The following is a 13,503-nucleotide window of genomic DNA, read 5'->3' on the forward strand; positions in this document are numbered from 1 at the left end:
TCGCTTCGCTGGGATGCTGGGTCGGTTACCGAATCAGCCGGCCGGCTTGTCGGCTACGCTGCCGCCGGCGGCTTCGATGGCCGCACGGGCGCCCTTGCTGGCACCGATACCGGTCAGCGTCACCTTGCGGCTGATGCTGCCCGTGGCGATGACCTTGATGCGGTTGATGCCGCGCGGCACCAAGCCCTTGTCCTTGAGGGCCGCAGGATCGATGCTATCGAGACCGCAGCGCTCCAGATCGGAGAGGCGCAGCTCGACGCAGTCGCCAGCGGCCATCGAGGCAAAACCCCGCTTCGGAAGACGGCGCTGCAGCGGCATCTGACCGCCCTCGAAGCCGACCTTGTTGTAGCCGCCCGAGCGCGCGTGCTGGCCCTTGTGACCGCGACCGCCGGTCTTGCCCAGACCTGAGCCGATGCCGCGGCCGACACGCTTGCGGGCCGTCTTGGAGCCCGCAGCGGGATGGATATCATTCAGTTTCATAAGGCGTAATCCCGGAGCAGTGTTACTGCAGTTCCTCGACCTTCAGGAGAAATTCGGCCTTGCGCACCATGCCCATATTCGCGGGCGTGGCGAGAATCTCGCGGCTATCGCCGATTTTGCGCAGGCCGAGGCCGTTGACGTTGTTCCTGTGCTGCTTGAGGCGCCCGATAAGCGACCCCGTCAGCGTGACGCGGATCTTCCTTGTCTCAGCCATGAGTCACCTCCCGACCGGTGATTTCCTCGACGGACTTGCCGCGCTTGGCGGCCACTTCCTCGGGCAGACGGATCGCTGACAGCGCGTTGATGGTGGCGCGAACGAGGTTGATCGGATTGCGCGAGCCATAGCTCTTGGCGAGCACGTTGTGCACGCCGGCAACCTCGAATACCGCGCGCATGGCACCACCGGCGATGACGCCGGTACCACTTGAGGCCGGACGCACGAGTACGCGGGTGGCGCCGTGACTACCCTCAATGGCGTGCTGCACCGTTTCCTCGTTGAGCGCGACGCTGACCATGGTCTTGCGCGCGCGCTCCATCGCCTTCTGGATGGCAACGGGAACCTCACGGGCCTTGCCATAGCCAAAACCGACGCGACCTTGACCGTCGCCGACCACGGTCAGGGCCGTAAAGGCAAACTGCTTGCCGCCCTTCACCGTCTTCGAGACGCGATTGATGGTGATCAGCTTTTCTGCGAGGTCGCTGCCCTGACCGCCGTCGTACTGGTTGTCCTGCTTGGCCATCGTTTAAAACTCCAATCCGTTTTCGCGCGCGGCATCGGCGAGCGCCTTGACGCGCCCGTGGTACTTGAAGCCGGAGCGGTCAAAGGCAACCGAGCTGATGCCCTGCTCCTTCGCGCGACGTGCGATCTCGGCGCCTACTTGAGCGGCCGCGGCGACATTGCCGGTGCCATTCTCGAGCGCCTGGGCGATCGTCTTCTCTGTGGTCGAGGCAGCGACGACGGTGTGCGCAGCATCGGGCGCAATGATTTGCGCATAGATGTGACGCGGGGTCCGGTTGATACAGAGGCGATAGTGCCCCTGGAGCCGGATCTTGGCCCGCGCCTTGCGGGCGCGCCGCTGGCGGTTGATCTTCTTTGCTTGCATGGCTTGGATCCTGAGGCGCTACTTCTTCTTGGCTTCCTTCATGACGATGCGCTCACCTTCATAGCGCACCCCCTTGCCCTTGTACGGTTCCGGCGGACGCAGGGCGCGGATCTCGGCAGCGACCTGGCCTACGGCCTGGCGGTCGGAACCGGATACCACAATCTCTGTCTGCGTCGGCGTCTGCGCGCTCACCCCTTCGGGCAAGGCGTATTCCACCGGGTTCGAATAACCCAGCGAGAGCGTGATCTGCTTGCCCTGCGCCTGAGCGCGATAACCGACACCGACCAGCTGGAGCTTGCGCTCGAAGCCGGCGGTCACGCCGGTGACCATGTTGTTGAGATTCGCGCGGACGGTGCCGGCCATCGCCGGATCCTTCTCCGCGCTTGCTTCCGCCACGCGCAGCTGGTCACCTTCCAGCTCAATGTCGACACCAGCGTTCAGTGTCATGGTCAGGGTCGCCTTGCTGCCCTTGACCTGCACGTCGCGGCCGTTGATCGAGACCTCGACACCCTTGGGAACGGTGATCGGCGCTTTTGCGACTCGATACATGTTGCGATGTCCTGCAAAAAAGGAATGGAGGTCGCGCTAGGCGACGTAACAGAGCACTTCGCCGCCAATGCCTTCGGCACGGGCCTGACGATCAGTGCGCAGACCGCGCGAGGTCGAGACGATGGCCACACCGAGACCGCCCATGACGCTGGGAAGCTCGTCCTTGCCGCGGAACATCCGCAGCGAAGGCTTGCTGGCGCGGTCGAGGCGCTCGATGACCGGCTTGCCCCCGAAATACTTGAGGGTGACCGTGACGACAGCTTCCGCGCCTTCGCCCGACACGCCTACATCATTGATGTAGCCCTCGGACTTGAGGACCTCGCCAAGATGAAGCTTCAGCTTGGAAGCCGGCGCGGTGACGGTGCGCTTGCCCGCCGCCTGCGCGTTGCGGATGCGGGTCAGGAAGTCGCTGATGGGATCGCTCATGCTCATCGTCGTTCTCCTACCAGCTCGCTTTCTTGAGACCGGGAACTTCGCCGTTCATCGCGGCCTCGCGCAGCTTGTTTCGGCCGAGACCGAATTTCTGGTAGACGCCCCGCGGCCGCCCGGTGATCGCGCAGCGATTGCGCTGGCGGGCCGGGCTGGAGTCGCGCGGCAGCTTCTGCAGCTTCACCACCGCATCCTGCTTCTCCTCGAAACTCGAGTTCTCGGAAGCGATGATGCGCTTCAGCTCTGCGCGCTTCTTTGCGTACTTGGCCACGAGCTTCGTACGTTTCTGCTCGCGGTTCACCATGCCTTTCTTTGCCATGCCTGTCGTCGCTCTACTTGCGGAAGGGGAAGCCGAAGGCATCGAGCAGCATGCGGCCTTCCTTATCGTTGCGGGCGGAGGTCGAAATCGTGATGTTCATGCCACGAATCTTGTCGACCCGGTCGTAATCGATCTCCGGGAAGATGATCTGCTCGTTGATCCCGAAATTGAAATTGCCACTGCCGTCGAAGCCGCGCGCGGGAATGCCGCGGAAGTCGCGCATACGCGGCATACCAACGTGAATCAGCCGCTCGAGGAACTCGTACATGCGGCTGCCGCGCAGCGTCACCATCGTGCCGATCGGAAAGTCCTCGCGGATGTTGAAGCCCGCGATCGCCTTGCGCGCCTTGGTAATCATCGGCTTCTGGCCGGCGATGGCGGTGAGGTCGGAGACGGCGTGCTCCAGTACCTTGCGATCGCGCACGGCCTCGCCCACGCCCATATTGAGCGTGACCTTGACCACGCGAGGCACGGCATTGATGTTGCAGCCGATCTGCTTCTGCAACTCACCGCGGATCGTGTCGCGGTACTGAGCCTGCAGGTTCGGAACGCGTTTGTTTTCAGCCTGCTCAGACATCGACCACCTCGCCGTTGCTCTTGAAGTAGCGCACCTTGCGTGCCTTGTCACCCTCGCCCTCAACGCGGAAACCGATGCGATCGCCTTTTTCGGCCTTGGCGTTCCACAGCATCACGTTGGAGATATGCAGCGGCATCTCCTTGTCCACGACGCCGCCCGGGACGCCGGCGTTGGGATCCGGCTTCTGGTGCTTCTTGGCGATGTTGACGCCCTCGACAACCACGCGCTGGTCGTCGACCAAGCGCGAGACGGTGCCGCGACGTCCCTTGTCCTTACCTGCTGTGACGACGACATCGTCGCCCGTACGAATTCTCTTCATGATCTTCCTGCCTGCCTCAGAGCACTTCTGGGGCGAGCGAAATGATGCGCATGTACTTGGCACGCAGCTCACGCGTGACCGGCCCAAAAATACGTGTGCCGATGGGGTCGCCCTTGTTGTCGAGCAACACGGCCGCATTGGTGTCGAAGCGAATCGCGGAGCCGTCGTTGCGACGCACCGGATGCCGCGTGCGCACGACCACCGCGTTGTGCACTTCGCCCTTCTTGACCTTGCCGCGCGGGATCGCGTCCTTGACGCTGACCTTGACGACATCACCGACGTGGGCATAGCGACGACCGGTGGAGCCCTGAACGCGTATCACTTGGACGAGCTTGGCGCCGCTGTTGTCGGCGGCCAGAAGTGTGGATTCCTGTTGGATCATGGACGGGGCCTCAGCCGGCTGCGGACAGGTCGATGTCGCGGTCAACCACGTCGACGAGCGTGAAGTGCTTGTCCTTGGAAACCGGGCGGCAAGAACGAATGGCCACAAGGTCCCCGATGCGCGCGCTGTTTTCGGCGTCGTGCACCTTCAGTCGCGTCGACCGACGGATGTACTTGTTGTAGAGCTTGTGCTGCACGCGGCGCTCGATGAGAACCGTGGCGGTCTTGTCCATCTTGTCCGAGACCACACGGCCATAAAGGAGCCGCTGCGCACCACTTTCTTGCTGATTGTCCGACATCGTGACTACTTCCTCAGGCCTTCGCAGTGCGCATGGTGGTCTTGACACGCGCGATGTTGCGTCGCACCTCGCGCACGCGGTGGTGCTGCGTCAGCTGACCGGTCGCGGCCTGCATGCGCAGATTGAACTGTTCCTTGCGCAGGGCTTCGAGCTCCTCGCGCAGGCCTTCGGCGTCCTTGCCGTCGAGCTTGTTGACGTATTCCTTGGCTTTCATCACATGATCGTCCGGTTGACGAATTCGCACTTGATGGGCAGCTTTGCAGCGGCGAGGCGGAAGGCCTCCCGTGCGACTTCTTCTGACACACCTTCCATCTCGTAGATCATGCGACCGGGCTGCACCTTGGCGGCCCAGTACTCGACATTGCCCTTGCCCTTGCCCATGCGGACTTCGAGCGGCTTGGTCGTGACCGGGACGTCCGGAAAGACGCGGATCCAGAGCTTACCGCCGCGCTTGACGTGACGGTTGATGGCACGGCGCGCGGCCTCGATCTGGCGCGCGGTCAGCCGACCGTGCTCCAGGCACTTCAGGCCGTACTCGCCGAAGGAGACCTTGTTACCGCGCTGCGCAAGACCACGGTTCTTGCCCTTTTGCTGCTTGCGGTACTTGGTGCGCTTGGGTTGCATCATGGCGCGTACTCTCCTTAGCTGGCGGCTTCAGCGGTTTCGGCAGGCTTCTCGGCTTCGAACTGCTCGCCGTTGAAGACCCAAACCTTGACCCCGATGATTCCGTAGGTCGTGTGCGCTTCGGCCAGCCCGTAGTCGATATGCGCGCGCAGGGTATGCAGCGGAACGCGACCCTCGCGATACCACTCGGTGCGCGCGATCTCGGCGCCATTCAAGCGGCCGGAGACCTGGATCTTGATGCCGCCGGCGCCGATGCGCATGGCGTTCTGCACCGAGCGCTTCATGGCGCGACGGAACATGATGCGGCGCTCCAGCTGCTGGGCGACCGACTCGGCGATGAGATAGGCGTCGAGCTCGGGCTTGCGAATCTCTTCGACCGAGACATGCACGGCGTCGGCACGCAGGCCCATGCGCACGGCGATGTCCTGCTTGAGCTTCTCGATGTCCTCGCCCTTCTTGCCGATGACGATGCCCGGACGCGCGGTGTGGATCGTCAGGCGCGCCGACTTGGACGGACGGTCGATCTGCACGCGCGAAACCGAAGCCTTGGCCAGGCGCTTGCGCACGAAGTCGCGCACCTCGATATCGGTGGCGAGCTGCTCGCGGTAGGCATCGCGCTCGGCGTACCAGTTCGACGTCCACTTGGTCGTGATACCCAGGCGGAAGCCGTTCGGATGTACTTTATGACCCATGGGTTCTCGTCCTGCGCTTACTGGTCCGCGACGCGGATCGTGATATGACTGGTCGGCTTCACAATGCGGTCGGCGCGGCCCTTGGCGCGCGGCATCATGCGTTTGATCTGCGGTCCTGCGTCCACCATGATCTCGGAGATCCGCAGCTCATCGACGTCGGCGCCGAAATTGTTCTCGGCGTTGGCAATCGCCGACTCGAGCACCTTGCGGATCACGCCAGCCGCCTTCTTGTTCGAAAAGCGCAGCAGCGACAGCGCCTGGTCCACGGGCTTGCCGCGGACCTGGTCGGCCACGAGCCGCCCTTTCTGGGGTGACAGTCGCGCAAAACGCAGGACGGAATGAGTCTGCATGATCAACGTGCCTTCTTGTCGGCGACGTGGCCCTTGAAGGTCCGCGTCGGAGCGAATTCACCGAGCTTGTGCCCGACCATGTTCTCAGTGACGAAGACCGGCATATGCTGCCGCCCGTTGTGCACCTGCATGGTCAGACCGACCATATCCGGCGTCACCATCGAACGACGCGACCAGGTCTTGATCGGCCGCTTGACACGGGAGGCCTGCGCCTCATCGACCTTCTTGGCCAGGTGGTGATCCACGAAAGGACCTTTCTTCAATGAACGTGGCATTGCGATACCTCGTTACTTCTTCTTCTTCGCCGTGCGCTTGCGCACGATGAACTGGTTGGTGCGCTTGTTATTGCGCGTCTTGTAGCCCTTCGACGGCTGACCCCACGGCGATACCGGGTGCGGGTTGCCCTGCCCCGACTTGCCTTCACCACCACCGTGCGGGTGGTCGACCGGGTTCATCACCGTGCCGCGCACTGTCGGGCGGACGCCCTGCCAGCGCTTGGCGCCGGCCTTGCCCAGCACGCGCAGGCTGTGCTCCGAGTTACCGACCTCGCCAACGACAGCGCGGCACTCGGCGAAAATCTTGCGCATCTCGCCGGAGCGCATGCGCAATGTCACGTAGCCACCTTCGCGGGCCACCAACTGCACCGCCGCACCCGCGGAACGGGCCATCTGCGCACCCTTGCCGGGACGCATCTCGATGCAGTGAATGGTCGTACCGAGCGGAATGTTCCGCAGCGGCAGGCAGCAGCCGGGCTTGATCGGGGCGGACTCGCCACTGAAGACGGCATCGCCAACCTTCAGATGACGCGGCGCAATGATATACCTCCGCTCGCCATCCGCATAGACCAAAAGCGCGATATGGGCGCTGCGATTGGGATCATGTTCGACGCGCTCGACCTTGGCCGGCACGCCGTCCTTGTCGCGCTTGAAGTCGATGATGCGGTACGCCTGCTTATGGCCACCGCCGCGATGACGCGTCGTGATACGGCCCGCGTTGTTACGGCCGCCGGTGCGCGACTGTTTCTCGACCAACGGCGCGTGCGGTCCACCACCGTGCAGGTCCTTGTTGATGACCTTGACTTGGTGACGGCGCCCGGCCGATGTCGGCTTGCTCTTCTGGATCGCCATGCTTGCCTCTAGTTCGCGGAGCCGAGGAAGTCGATCTCGCTACCCTCGGCGAGGGTGACGTAGGCCTTCTTCCAGTCGGAGCGACGGCCCATGCTGCGGCCGAAGCGCTTGGTCTTGCCCTTGACGTTCAGGGTGCTCACACCGGTGACGCGGACCTCGAAGAGCTTCTCGACGGCCTCGCGGATTTCCGGCTTGGTCGCATCACGCGCAACCTTGAGCACGATCTGGTTCTGTGCCTCGGCGGCGCGGTTGCCCTTTTCGGAGATCACCGGCGCCCGGATGATTTCGTGCAGACGGTCGATATTCATGACAGCCAGGCCTCGAACTTGCGGATGGCGGCCTCGGTGACCACCACCTTCTCGTGGGACAGCAGACTGACCGGGTTGACGGCTTCGACATCCAGCACGTCGACTCCAGGCAGGTTGCGCGCAGCCAGGTACAGCGGCTGCTCGACCGACTCGCCGATGATCAGCGCATTGGTCGCACCCAGCTCGGCGAGCTTGGCTGCCAGATTCTTGGTCTTGCCGTCGCATGCCAGCTCGGGTACGACGATGAGGTGCTCGCGCCGCCCCAGCTCAGAGAGGATGCTGCGCAACGCGCCGCGATACATCTTGCGGTTCACTTTCTGCGAATGGTCGCGCGGCCGCGCCGCAAAGGTAACGCCGCCGCCCCGCCACAGCGGGCTGCGGATGGTGCCGGCGCGCGCACGTCCGGTGCCCTTCTGCCGCCAGGGCTTCTTGCCGCCGCCGCTGACGTCCGAGCGCGTCTTCTGCGCCTTCGTGCCGGCGCGCGCACCCGCCATGTAGGCGGTAACGACCTGATGCACCAGGGCCTCGTTGAAGTCCGCGGCGAAGACGGCATCCGCCACCTGCACCGTACTTCCGCCCTTGTTGCTTGCCAATTCCATGATTGCTTCCTTTGCGCGGTCCGGACTAGCTGCGGTTGCTCGGGCGCACGATCACCGTGCCGCCCTTCGCCCCGGGTACCGCACCTTTGACGAGCAACAGATTGCGCTCGGCATCGACGCGGACGACGTCCAGATTCAACGTCGTGACGCGGGCGTTACCCATCTGCCCGGACATCTTCTTGCCCTTGAACACCCTGCCCGGCGACTGGTTCTGGCCGATCGAGCCCGGCGTGCGGTGCGACAGCGAGTTGCCGTGCGTGGCACGACCACCGCCGAAGCCCCAGCGCTTGACCGTGCCGGCAAAGCCCTTGCCGATGCTGGTGCCACGCACATCCACTGCCTTGACTTCCGCGAAGGCGTCGACGCGGATCTCCGCACCGGTCTGCAGCTCGGTGTCCTCGCCCTCTTCCAGGCGCATCTCCCAGAGACCGGTGCCCGGCGCGACACCGGCGGTCTTGAAGTGCCCGAGCTCAGCCTTGGTCAGCCGCTGCGGCTTGGCCTCGCCAACCGTGACCTGGATCGCGCGGTAGCCGTCGCTCTCCTCAGTCTTAAGGCGTGTGACGCGATTCGGCGCGCACTCAATCACCGTCACCGGAACGGACTGGCCATCCTCGGTGAAGATGCGGGTCATGCCGCGCTTGATGCCAACAATTCCAATACTCATAGTTATGGCTCCCGCGCGCCTCAACCGAGCTTGATCTGGACCTCGACACCGGCCGGAAGATCGAGCTTGGACAGGGCGTCCACGGTCTTCTCGGTCGGGTCGACGATCTGCATGAGCCGCTTGTGCGTGCGGATCTCGTACTGGTCGCGCGCGTCCTTGTAGACGTGCGGCGATACCAGGATCGTGTAGCGCTCACGGCGGGTCGGAAGCGGGATGGGCCCCCGCACGAGCGCACCTGTGCGCTTGGCGGTTTCCACGATCTCGCGGGCCGACCGATCGATCAAACGATGATCGAAGGCCTTGAGCCGGATACGTATCGATTGGCTAGCTGCGGCCATGCTTGCTGGACTCGGTTATGAAAAAGAACGGGAAGCGACTCGGGGCGAATGCCCCGAAGCGCTTCAGGCGATGATCTTAGCCACGACGCCGGCGCCGACGGTGCGGCCACCTTCGCGAATGGCGAAGCGCAGGCCATCTTCCATGGCGATCGGTGCGATCAGCTCAACCTTCAGGTTGACGTTGTCGCCCGGCATCACCATTTCTGCACCTTCCGGCAGCGTCACGTTGCCCGTGACGTCCGTCGTCCGGAAGTAGAACTGCGGCCGGTAGCCGGCAAAGAAGGGCGTGTGACGTCCGCCCTCTTCCTTCTTGAGAATGTAGACCTCGCACTCGAACTGCGTGTGCGGGGTAATGCTGCCCGGCTTCGCCAGCACCTGGCCGCGCTCGATCTCTTCGCGCTTGGTGCCGCGCAGCAGCACGCCGACGTTGTCGCCCGCTTCGCCACGATCCAGCAGCTTGCGGAACATCTCGACACCGGTCACCGTGGTCTTGACGGTCTTCTTGATGCCGACAATCTCGATCTCGTCGCCGACCTTGACCACGCCGCGCTCAATGCGCCCGGTGGCCACGGTGCCGCGACCCGAAATCGAGAAGACGTCCTCAACCGGCATCAGAAAGGCGCCGTCAATCGCGCGCTCGGGCTCGGGAATGAAGCTGTCCATGGCGTCGATCAGCTTCTGGATGGCTTCCGCGCCAAACTCGCCTTCGTCGCCTTCCAGCGCCTTCAGCGCCGAGCCGGTGATGATCGGGGTGTCGTCGCCCGGGAAGTCGTACTGGCTCAGCAGGTCGCGAACTTCCATCTCGACCAGTTCCAGAAGCTCGGCGTCGTCCACCATGTCGGCCTTGTTCAGGAACACGACAATGAAGGGCACACCCACCTGACGGGCCAGCAGAATGTGCTCGCGCGTCTGCGGCATGGGGCCATCAGCAGCGGACACCACCAGAATCGCGCCATCCATCTGCGCAGCACCGGTGATCATGTTCTTGACGTAGTCGGCGTGGCCAGGGCAGTCAACGTGCGCGTAGTGACGATTCTCCGACTCGTACTCCACGTGCGCCGTCGAAATCGTGATGCCGCGCGCCTTCTCTTCCGGCGCCTTGTCGATCATGTCGAATGCGGTCGCATCACCACCCCACTTCCGCGCCTGACATACCGTCAGCGCCGCAGTCAGCGTCGTCTTGCCGTGGTCAACGTGCCCAATCGTACCCACGTTCACGTGGGACTTCGTGCGCTCGAACTTTGCTTTGGCCATCTTCTTGCTTCCTGATACGTATTGTTAGTCGGGACAAAAAACGCGCCGGTGCGTCTAGGCGGCGTCCTGCTTCATGAGAGCGGCCGCGACACTCGCCGGGGCCTCGTCGTATTTCTTGAATTCCATCGAATAGGTCGCGCGGCCCTGGCTCATCGAGCGCAGCGTCGTCGAGTAGCCGAACATCTCGGAAAGCGGAACCTCGGCTTCGATGACCTTGCCCGACGGGCTGTCTTCGTTGCCCTGCACCAGCCCGCGGCGCTTGGAGAGATCGCCCATGACATCGCCCATGTACTCCTCGGGCGTGACGACCTCGACGCGCATGATCGGCTCGAGGATGACCGCCTTCGCCTTGCGCGCGCCTTCCTTGAAGCCCATCGAGGCGGCGATCTTGAAGGCCATCTCGCTGGAGTCGACGTCGTGGTAGGAGCCGTCGAAGAGCGTGACCTTGACGTCCACCATCGGGTAGCCGCCAATGACGCCGTTCTTCATCTGCTCCTGAATACCCTTGTCAACCGAACCGATGTAGTCCTTCGGCACGACACCGCCGACAATGGCGTTGACGAACTCGTAACCCTTACCGGCTTCCTGCGGCTCGATACGCAGCCAAACGTGGCCGTACTGACCGCGACCGCCGGACTGGCGAACAAACTTGCCTTCCTGCTCGACCTGCTGCTTGATGGTCTCGCGGTAGGCAACCTGCGGCTGACCGATATTGGCATCGACGCCAAACTCGCGCCGGAGGCGATCGATGAGCACCTCAAGATGCAGCTCGCCCATGCCGGAGATGATGGTCTGGCCCGATTCCTCGTCGGTATGCACGCGGAAGGAGGGATCCTCGATCGCCAGCTTCTGCAGCGCGGTCGCCATCTTCTCCTGGTCGACCTTGGTCTTGGGCTCCACCGCCTGGCTGATCACCGGCTCCGGGAACTCCATGCGCTCGAGCATGATCTGGTGGTTCGGGTCACACAGGGTGGTACCCGTCACGATGTGCGAGATGCCGACGCATGCGGCGATGTCGCCGGCGTGCACCGACTTGACCTCTTCGCGCTTGTTGGAGTGCATCTGCAGCAGGCGGCCGATGCGCTCCTTCTTGCCCGAGATCGGGTTGAATACGCTGTCGCCGGCATTGAGCACGCCCGAGTAGACGCGGATGAAGGTCAGGCTGCCGACGTACTTGTCGGACATGATCTTGAAGGCCAGCGCCGAGAAGGGCTCGCTGTCGTCGGCCTTGCGCACGAGGTGCTTCTCGGGATCGTCGGGGTCGGTACCCTCGACGGCCGGAACCTGCGTCGGGCTCGGCATGTAGCGGATAACCGCGTCGAGCAGGAACTGCACGCCCTTGTTCTTGAAGGCGGTGCCGCAGAGCATCGGCACGATCTCGCGCGACAGCGTCAGCGTGCGCAGACCGGAATGAATGTCCTCGACCGGCAGATCGCCCTCTTCGAGGTACTTGTTCATGACCTCTTCGCTGGACTCGGCCACGGACTCGACCAGCAACTCGCGCCACTTGGCGGCTTCTTCCTTGAGGTTCTCCGGAACATCCTTCAGCTCATAGGTCATGCCCATGTCGTCCGGATTCCAGTAGATCGCCTGCATGTTGATCAGGTCGACCACGCCCTCGAAATCTTCCTCGGCGCCGATCGGGATGACGATCGGCACGGGCTTGGCGTTCAGCCGCGAGCGCATCTGCTCGACGACATGGAAGAAGTCCGCGCCGGTGCGGTCCATCTTGTTGACGAAGCCCATGCGCGGCACGCGGTACTTCGTGGCCTGGCGCCAGACCGTCTCCGACTGCGGCTGCACGCCGCCGACCGCGCAGTACACCATCACGGCGCCGTCGAGCACGCGCATGGAACGCTCGACCTCGATGGTGAAGTCGACGTGCCCGGGAGTGTCGATGATGTTGACGCGGTGCTCTTCGAACTGCTTGTCCATGCCCTGCCAGAAGCAGGTGGTGGCAGCCGACTGGATAGTGATGCCGCGCTCCTGCTCCTGCTCCATCCAGTCCATGGTCGCGGCGCCGTCGTGCACCTCGCCCATCTTGTGAGAAACGCCGGTGTAAAACAGGATGCGCTCGGTCGTCGTCGTCTTCCCGGCATCAATATGCGCGGAAATTCCGATGTTGCGATAGCGCTCGATGGGCGTGTTGCGGGCCACGGCGGATTCCTCGAATTCGGGCTTGGGGACTTCAGTGAGAGGCGGGTACTACCAGCGGAAGTGCGAAAAGGCCTTGTTGGCCTCCGCCATACGGTGCGTGTCTTCGCGCTTCTTGACGGCAGCGCCGCGGCTCTCGGCCGCGTCCATCAACTCGCCAGCCAGGCGCTGCGACATGCCCTGCTCGCCACGGTTGCGCGTGGCGTCGATGAGCCAGCGCATCGCCAGCGTGTTGCGGCGAACGGTGCGAACCTCGACGGGCACCTGATAGGTGGCACCACCGACACGACGCGACTTCACCTCGACGGTCGGACGGATATTGTCGAGCGCCTGCTCCAGCACAGGCAGCGGCTCATCGGTGCTCTGCTTGGCAGACACGATGTCCAGGGCGCCGTAGACGATCTTCTCGGCCACGGAACGCTTACCGGACACCATCATCATATTGATGAACTTGGCCAGCAGCTCGGAATTGAATTTGGGGTCCGGGAGTACCTTGCGGACTTCAGCGCGACGGCGACGCATGGCTACGCTCCTAGCTACTCTTGGGGCGCTTGGCGCCGTACTTGGAACGACCCTGACGGCGCTTCTCGATGCCGGCGCAGTCGAGTGCGCCGCGCACGGTGTGATAACGCACACCGGGAAGATCCTTCACACGTCCACCGCGGATGAGCACAACCGAGTGCTCCTGAAGGTTATGACCTTCACCGCCGATGTAGGAAATCACCTCGAAACCATTGGTCAGGCGCACCTTGCACACCTTCCGCATGGCCGAGTTCGGCTTCTTCGGGGTGGTGGTATAGACACGGGTACACACGCCACGCCGCTGGGGGCTCTTCTCCAGCGCGGGCACCTTTGATGGGGTGCTGCGGGTCGCACGACCCTTGCGCACTAACTGATTGATCGTTGGCACGATGGTGACTTCCGACTTATGAAAGAA

General features: G+C 63.3%; 25 protein-coding genes. All 25 read right to left on the reverse strand.

The window, feature by feature from the left end; all coding sequences use genetic code 11:
• Positions 1-33 precede the first annotated feature (33 nt).
• Positions 34-480 (reverse strand): 50S ribosomal protein L15, encoded by a 447-nt coding sequence (rplO, locus tag U743_RS11200; RefSeq protein ID WP_043768353.1) that lies wholly within the window; start codon positions 478-480, stop codon positions 34-36.
• 22 nt (positions 481-502) lie between these two features.
• Positions 503-694 carry a 50S ribosomal protein L30 gene (rpmD, locus tag U743_RS11205; RefSeq protein WP_043768355.1) on the reverse strand — a complete coding sequence of 64 codons (192 nt, stop codon included), beginning with the start codon at positions 692-694 and terminating at the stop codon, positions 503-505.
• Positions 687-1,220 (reverse strand): 30S ribosomal protein S5, encoded by a 534-nt coding sequence (rpsE, locus tag U743_RS11210; RefSeq protein WP_043768358.1) that lies wholly within the window; start codon positions 1,218-1,220, stop codon positions 687-689. Before rpsE ends, rpmD begins: the two co-directional genes overlap by 8 nt.
• Before the next feature lie 3 nt (positions 1,221-1,223).
• Entirely contained in the window at positions 1,224-1,583 is a 360-nt protein-coding gene (gene rplR, locus U743_RS11215; protein ID WP_043768361.1) for a 50S ribosomal protein L18, read from the reverse strand.
• An 18-nt stretch (positions 1,584-1,601) separates the two neighbouring features.
• On the reverse strand, positions 1,602-2,132 hold the full coding sequence (gene rplF / locus U743_RS11220; protein WP_043768364.1) for a 50S ribosomal protein L6: 531 nt from the start codon (positions 2,130-2,132) through the stop codon (positions 1,602-1,604).
• 36 nt (positions 2,133-2,168) lie between these two features.
• Complete coding sequence (rpsH, locus tag U743_RS11225; RefSeq protein ID WP_043768369.1) at positions 2,169-2,564, reverse strand: 30S ribosomal protein S8; 396 nt, start codon at positions 2,562-2,564, stop codon at positions 2,169-2,171.
• A gap of 10 nt (positions 2,565-2,574) precedes the next feature.
• On the reverse strand, positions 2,575-2,880 hold the full coding sequence (gene rpsN, locus U743_RS11230) for a 30S ribosomal protein S14 (protein WP_043768372.1): 306 nt from the start codon (positions 2,878-2,880) through the stop codon (positions 2,575-2,577).
• A 13-nt stretch (positions 2,881-2,893) separates the two neighbouring features.
• Positions 2,894-3,457, reverse strand: coding sequence for a 50S ribosomal protein L5 (gene rplE, locus U743_RS11235; RefSeq protein WP_052367980.1), 564 nt, complete (start codon positions 3,455-3,457; stop codon positions 2,894-2,896).
• On the reverse strand, positions 3,450-3,776 hold the full coding sequence (gene rplX / locus U743_RS11240) for a 50S ribosomal protein L24 (protein ID WP_043768373.1): 327 nt from the start codon (positions 3,774-3,776) through the stop codon (positions 3,450-3,452). The genes rplE and rplX overlap by 8 nt, the downstream gene beginning before the upstream one ends.
• A gap of 16 nt (positions 3,777-3,792) precedes the next feature.
• The gene (gene rplN, locus U743_RS11245) at positions 3,793-4,158 is read right to left on the reverse strand and encodes a 50S ribosomal protein L14 (RefSeq protein WP_043768375.1); all 366 of its coding nucleotides are present in this window, start codon (positions 4,156-4,158) and stop codon (positions 3,793-3,795) included.
• Positions 4,159-4,168: 10 nt separating this feature from the next.
• Positions 4,169-4,456 (reverse strand): 30S ribosomal protein S17, encoded by a 288-nt coding sequence (rpsQ, locus tag U743_RS11250; protein ID WP_043768377.1) that lies wholly within the window; start codon positions 4,454-4,456, stop codon positions 4,169-4,171.
• Positions 4,457-4,469: 13 nt separating this feature from the next.
• A complete protein-coding gene (gene rpmC / locus U743_RS11255; RefSeq protein WP_043768380.1) occupies positions 4,470-4,670 on the reverse strand; it encodes a 50S ribosomal protein L29 in 201 nt (66 codons plus the stop codon).
• The gene (gene rplP / locus U743_RS11260; protein WP_043768384.1) at positions 4,670-5,083 is read right to left on the reverse strand and encodes a 50S ribosomal protein L16; all 414 of its coding nucleotides are present in this window, start codon (positions 5,081-5,083) and stop codon (positions 4,670-4,672) included. The genes rpmC and rplP overlap by 1 nt, the downstream gene beginning before the upstream one ends.
• Before the next feature lie 14 nt (positions 5,084-5,097).
• Complete coding sequence (gene rpsC, locus U743_RS11265; RefSeq protein WP_043768387.1) at positions 5,098-5,772, reverse strand: 30S ribosomal protein S3; 675 nt, start codon at positions 5,770-5,772, stop codon at positions 5,098-5,100.
• 17 nt (positions 5,773-5,789) lie between these two features.
• Positions 5,790-6,122, reverse strand: coding sequence for a 50S ribosomal protein L22 (rplV, locus tag U743_RS11270; RefSeq protein WP_043768390.1), 333 nt, complete (start codon positions 6,120-6,122; stop codon positions 5,790-5,792).
• A gap of 2 nt (positions 6,123-6,124) precedes the next feature.
• Positions 6,125-6,397: a 30S ribosomal protein S19 gene (gene rpsS, locus U743_RS11275; RefSeq protein ID WP_043768393.1), complete on the reverse strand. Its 273-nt coding sequence runs from the start codon at positions 6,395-6,397 to the stop codon at positions 6,125-6,127.
• A gap of 12 nt (positions 6,398-6,409) precedes the next feature.
• A complete protein-coding gene (gene rplB, locus U743_RS11280; protein WP_043768396.1) occupies positions 6,410-7,249 on the reverse strand; it encodes a 50S ribosomal protein L2 in 840 nt (279 codons plus the stop codon).
• A gap of 8 nt (positions 7,250-7,257) precedes the next feature.
• Positions 7,258-7,557, reverse strand: a complete 300-nt coding sequence (gene rplW, locus U743_RS11285; RefSeq protein WP_043768399.1) for a 50S ribosomal protein L23 — start codon at positions 7,555-7,557, stop codon at positions 7,258-7,260.
• On the reverse strand, positions 7,554-8,156 hold the full coding sequence (gene rplD, locus U743_RS11290; protein WP_043768402.1) for a 50S ribosomal protein L4: 603 nt from the start codon (positions 8,154-8,156) through the stop codon (positions 7,554-7,556). Before rplD ends, rplW begins: the two co-directional genes overlap by 4 nt.
• A 25-nt stretch (positions 8,157-8,181) precedes the next feature.
• Positions 8,182-8,820 (reverse strand): 50S ribosomal protein L3, encoded by a 639-nt coding sequence (gene rplC, locus U743_RS11295; protein WP_043768405.1) that lies wholly within the window; start codon positions 8,818-8,820, stop codon positions 8,182-8,184.
• Positions 8,821-8,840: 20 nt separating this feature from the next.
• Positions 8,841-9,158: a 30S ribosomal protein S10 gene (gene rpsJ, locus U743_RS11300; protein WP_043768409.1), complete on the reverse strand. Its 318-nt coding sequence runs from the start codon at positions 9,156-9,158 to the stop codon at positions 8,841-8,843.
• Positions 9,159-9,221: 63 nt separating this feature from the next.
• Positions 9,222-10,412: an elongation factor Tu gene (tuf, locus tag U743_RS11305; protein WP_043768412.1), complete on the reverse strand. Its 1,191-nt coding sequence runs from the start codon at positions 10,410-10,412 to the stop codon at positions 9,222-9,224.
• Positions 10,413-10,466: 54 nt separating this feature from the next.
• A complete protein-coding gene (gene fusA / locus U743_RS11310) occupies positions 10,467-12,569 on the reverse strand; it encodes an elongation factor G (RefSeq protein WP_043768414.1) in 2,103 nt (700 codons plus the stop codon).
• A gap of 48 nt (positions 12,570-12,617) precedes the next feature.
• The gene (gene rpsG / locus U743_RS11315; protein ID WP_043768416.1) at positions 12,618-13,088 is read right to left on the reverse strand and encodes a 30S ribosomal protein S7; all 471 of its coding nucleotides are present in this window, start codon (positions 13,086-13,088) and stop codon (positions 12,618-12,620) included.
• 10 nt (positions 13,089-13,098) lie between these two features.
• Positions 13,099-13,476 (reverse strand): 30S ribosomal protein S12, encoded by a 378-nt coding sequence (gene rpsL, locus U743_RS11320; protein WP_043768418.1) that lies wholly within the window; start codon positions 13,474-13,476, stop codon positions 13,099-13,101.
• Positions 13,477-13,503 lie beyond the last annotated feature (27 nt).

The sequence above is a fragment of the Algiphilus aromaticivorans DG1253 genome, assembly GCF_000733765.1.
In the GTDB taxonomy this organism is placed as follows: domain Bacteria; phylum Pseudomonadota; class Gammaproteobacteria; order Nevskiales; family Nevskiaceae; genus Algiphilus; species Algiphilus aromaticivorans.

Coding starts and splice junctions, on each gene's coding strand:
- rplO (WP_043768353.1), bottom strand. CDS start 480: ATGAAACTGAATGATATCCATCCCGCTGCGGGCTCCAAGACGGCCCGC.
- rpmD (WP_043768355.1), bottom strand. CDS start 694: ATGGCTGAGACAAGGAAGATCCGCGTCACGCTGACGGGGTCGCTTATC.
- rpsE (WP_043768358.1), bottom strand. CDS start 1,220: ATGGCCAAGCAGGACAACCAGTACGACGGCGGTCAGGGCAGCGACCTC.
- rplR (WP_043768361.1), bottom strand. CDS start 1,583: ATGCAAGCAAAGAAGATCAACCGCCAGCGGCGCGCCCGCAAGGCGCGG.
- rplF (WP_043768364.1), bottom strand. CDS start 2,132: ATGTATCGAGTCGCAAAAGCGCCGATCACCGTTCCCAAGGGTGTCGAG.
- rpsH (WP_043768369.1), bottom strand. CDS start 2,564: ATGAGCATGAGCGATCCCATCAGCGACTTCCTGACCCGCATCCGCAAC.
- rpsN (WP_043768372.1), bottom strand. CDS start 2,880: ATGGCAAAGAAAGGCATGGTGAACCGCGAGCAGAAACGTACGAAGCTC.
- rplE (WP_052367980.1), bottom strand. CDS start 3,457: ATGTCTGAGCAGGCTGAAAACAAACGCGTTCCGAACCTGCAGGCTCAG.
- rplX (WP_043768373.1), bottom strand. CDS start 3,776: ATGAAGAGAATTCGTACGGGCGACGATGTCGTCGTCACAGCAGGTAAG.
- rplN (WP_043768375.1), bottom strand. CDS start 4,158: ATGATCCAACAGGAATCCACACTTCTGGCCGCCGACAACAGCGGCGCC.
- rpsQ (WP_043768377.1), bottom strand. CDS start 4,456: ATGTCGGACAATCAGCAAGAAAGTGGTGCGCAGCGGCTCCTTTATGGC.
- rpmC (WP_043768380.1), bottom strand. CDS start 4,670: ATGAAAGCCAAGGAATACGTCAACAAGCTCGACGGCAAGGACGCCGAA.
- rplP (WP_043768384.1), bottom strand. CDS start 5,083: ATGATGCAACCCAAGCGCACCAAGTACCGCAAGCAGCAAAAGGGCAAG.
- rpsC (WP_043768387.1), bottom strand. CDS start 5,772: ATGGGTCATAAAGTACATCCGAACGGCTTCCGCCTGGGTATCACGACC.
- rplV (WP_043768390.1), bottom strand. CDS start 6,122: ATGCAGACTCATTCCGTCCTGCGTTTTGCGCGACTGTCACCCCAGAAA.
- rpsS (WP_043768393.1), bottom strand. CDS start 6,397: ATGCCACGTTCATTGAAGAAAGGTCCTTTCGTGGATCACCACCTGGCC.
- rplB (WP_043768396.1), bottom strand. CDS start 7,249: ATGGCGATCCAGAAGAGCAAGCCGACATCGGCCGGGCGCCGTCACCAA.
- rplW (WP_043768399.1), bottom strand. CDS start 7,557: ATGAATATCGACCGTCTGCACGAAATCATCCGGGCGCCGGTGATCTCC.
- rplD (WP_043768402.1), bottom strand. CDS start 8,156: ATGGAATTGGCAAGCAACAAGGGCGGAAGTACGGTGCAGGTGGCGGAT.
- rplC (WP_043768405.1), bottom strand. CDS start 8,820: ATGAGTATTGGAATTGTTGGCATCAAGCGCGGCATGACCCGCATCTTC.
- rpsJ (WP_043768409.1), bottom strand. CDS start 9,158: ATGGCCGCAGCTAGCCAATCGATACGTATCCGGCTCAAGGCCTTCGAT.
- tuf (WP_043768412.1), bottom strand. CDS start 10,412: ATGGCCAAAGCAAAGTTCGAGCGCACGAAGTCCCACGTGAACGTGGGT.
- rpsG (WP_043768416.1), bottom strand. CDS start 13,088: ATGCGTCGCCGTCGCGCTGAAGTCCGCAAGGTACTCCCGGACCCCAAA.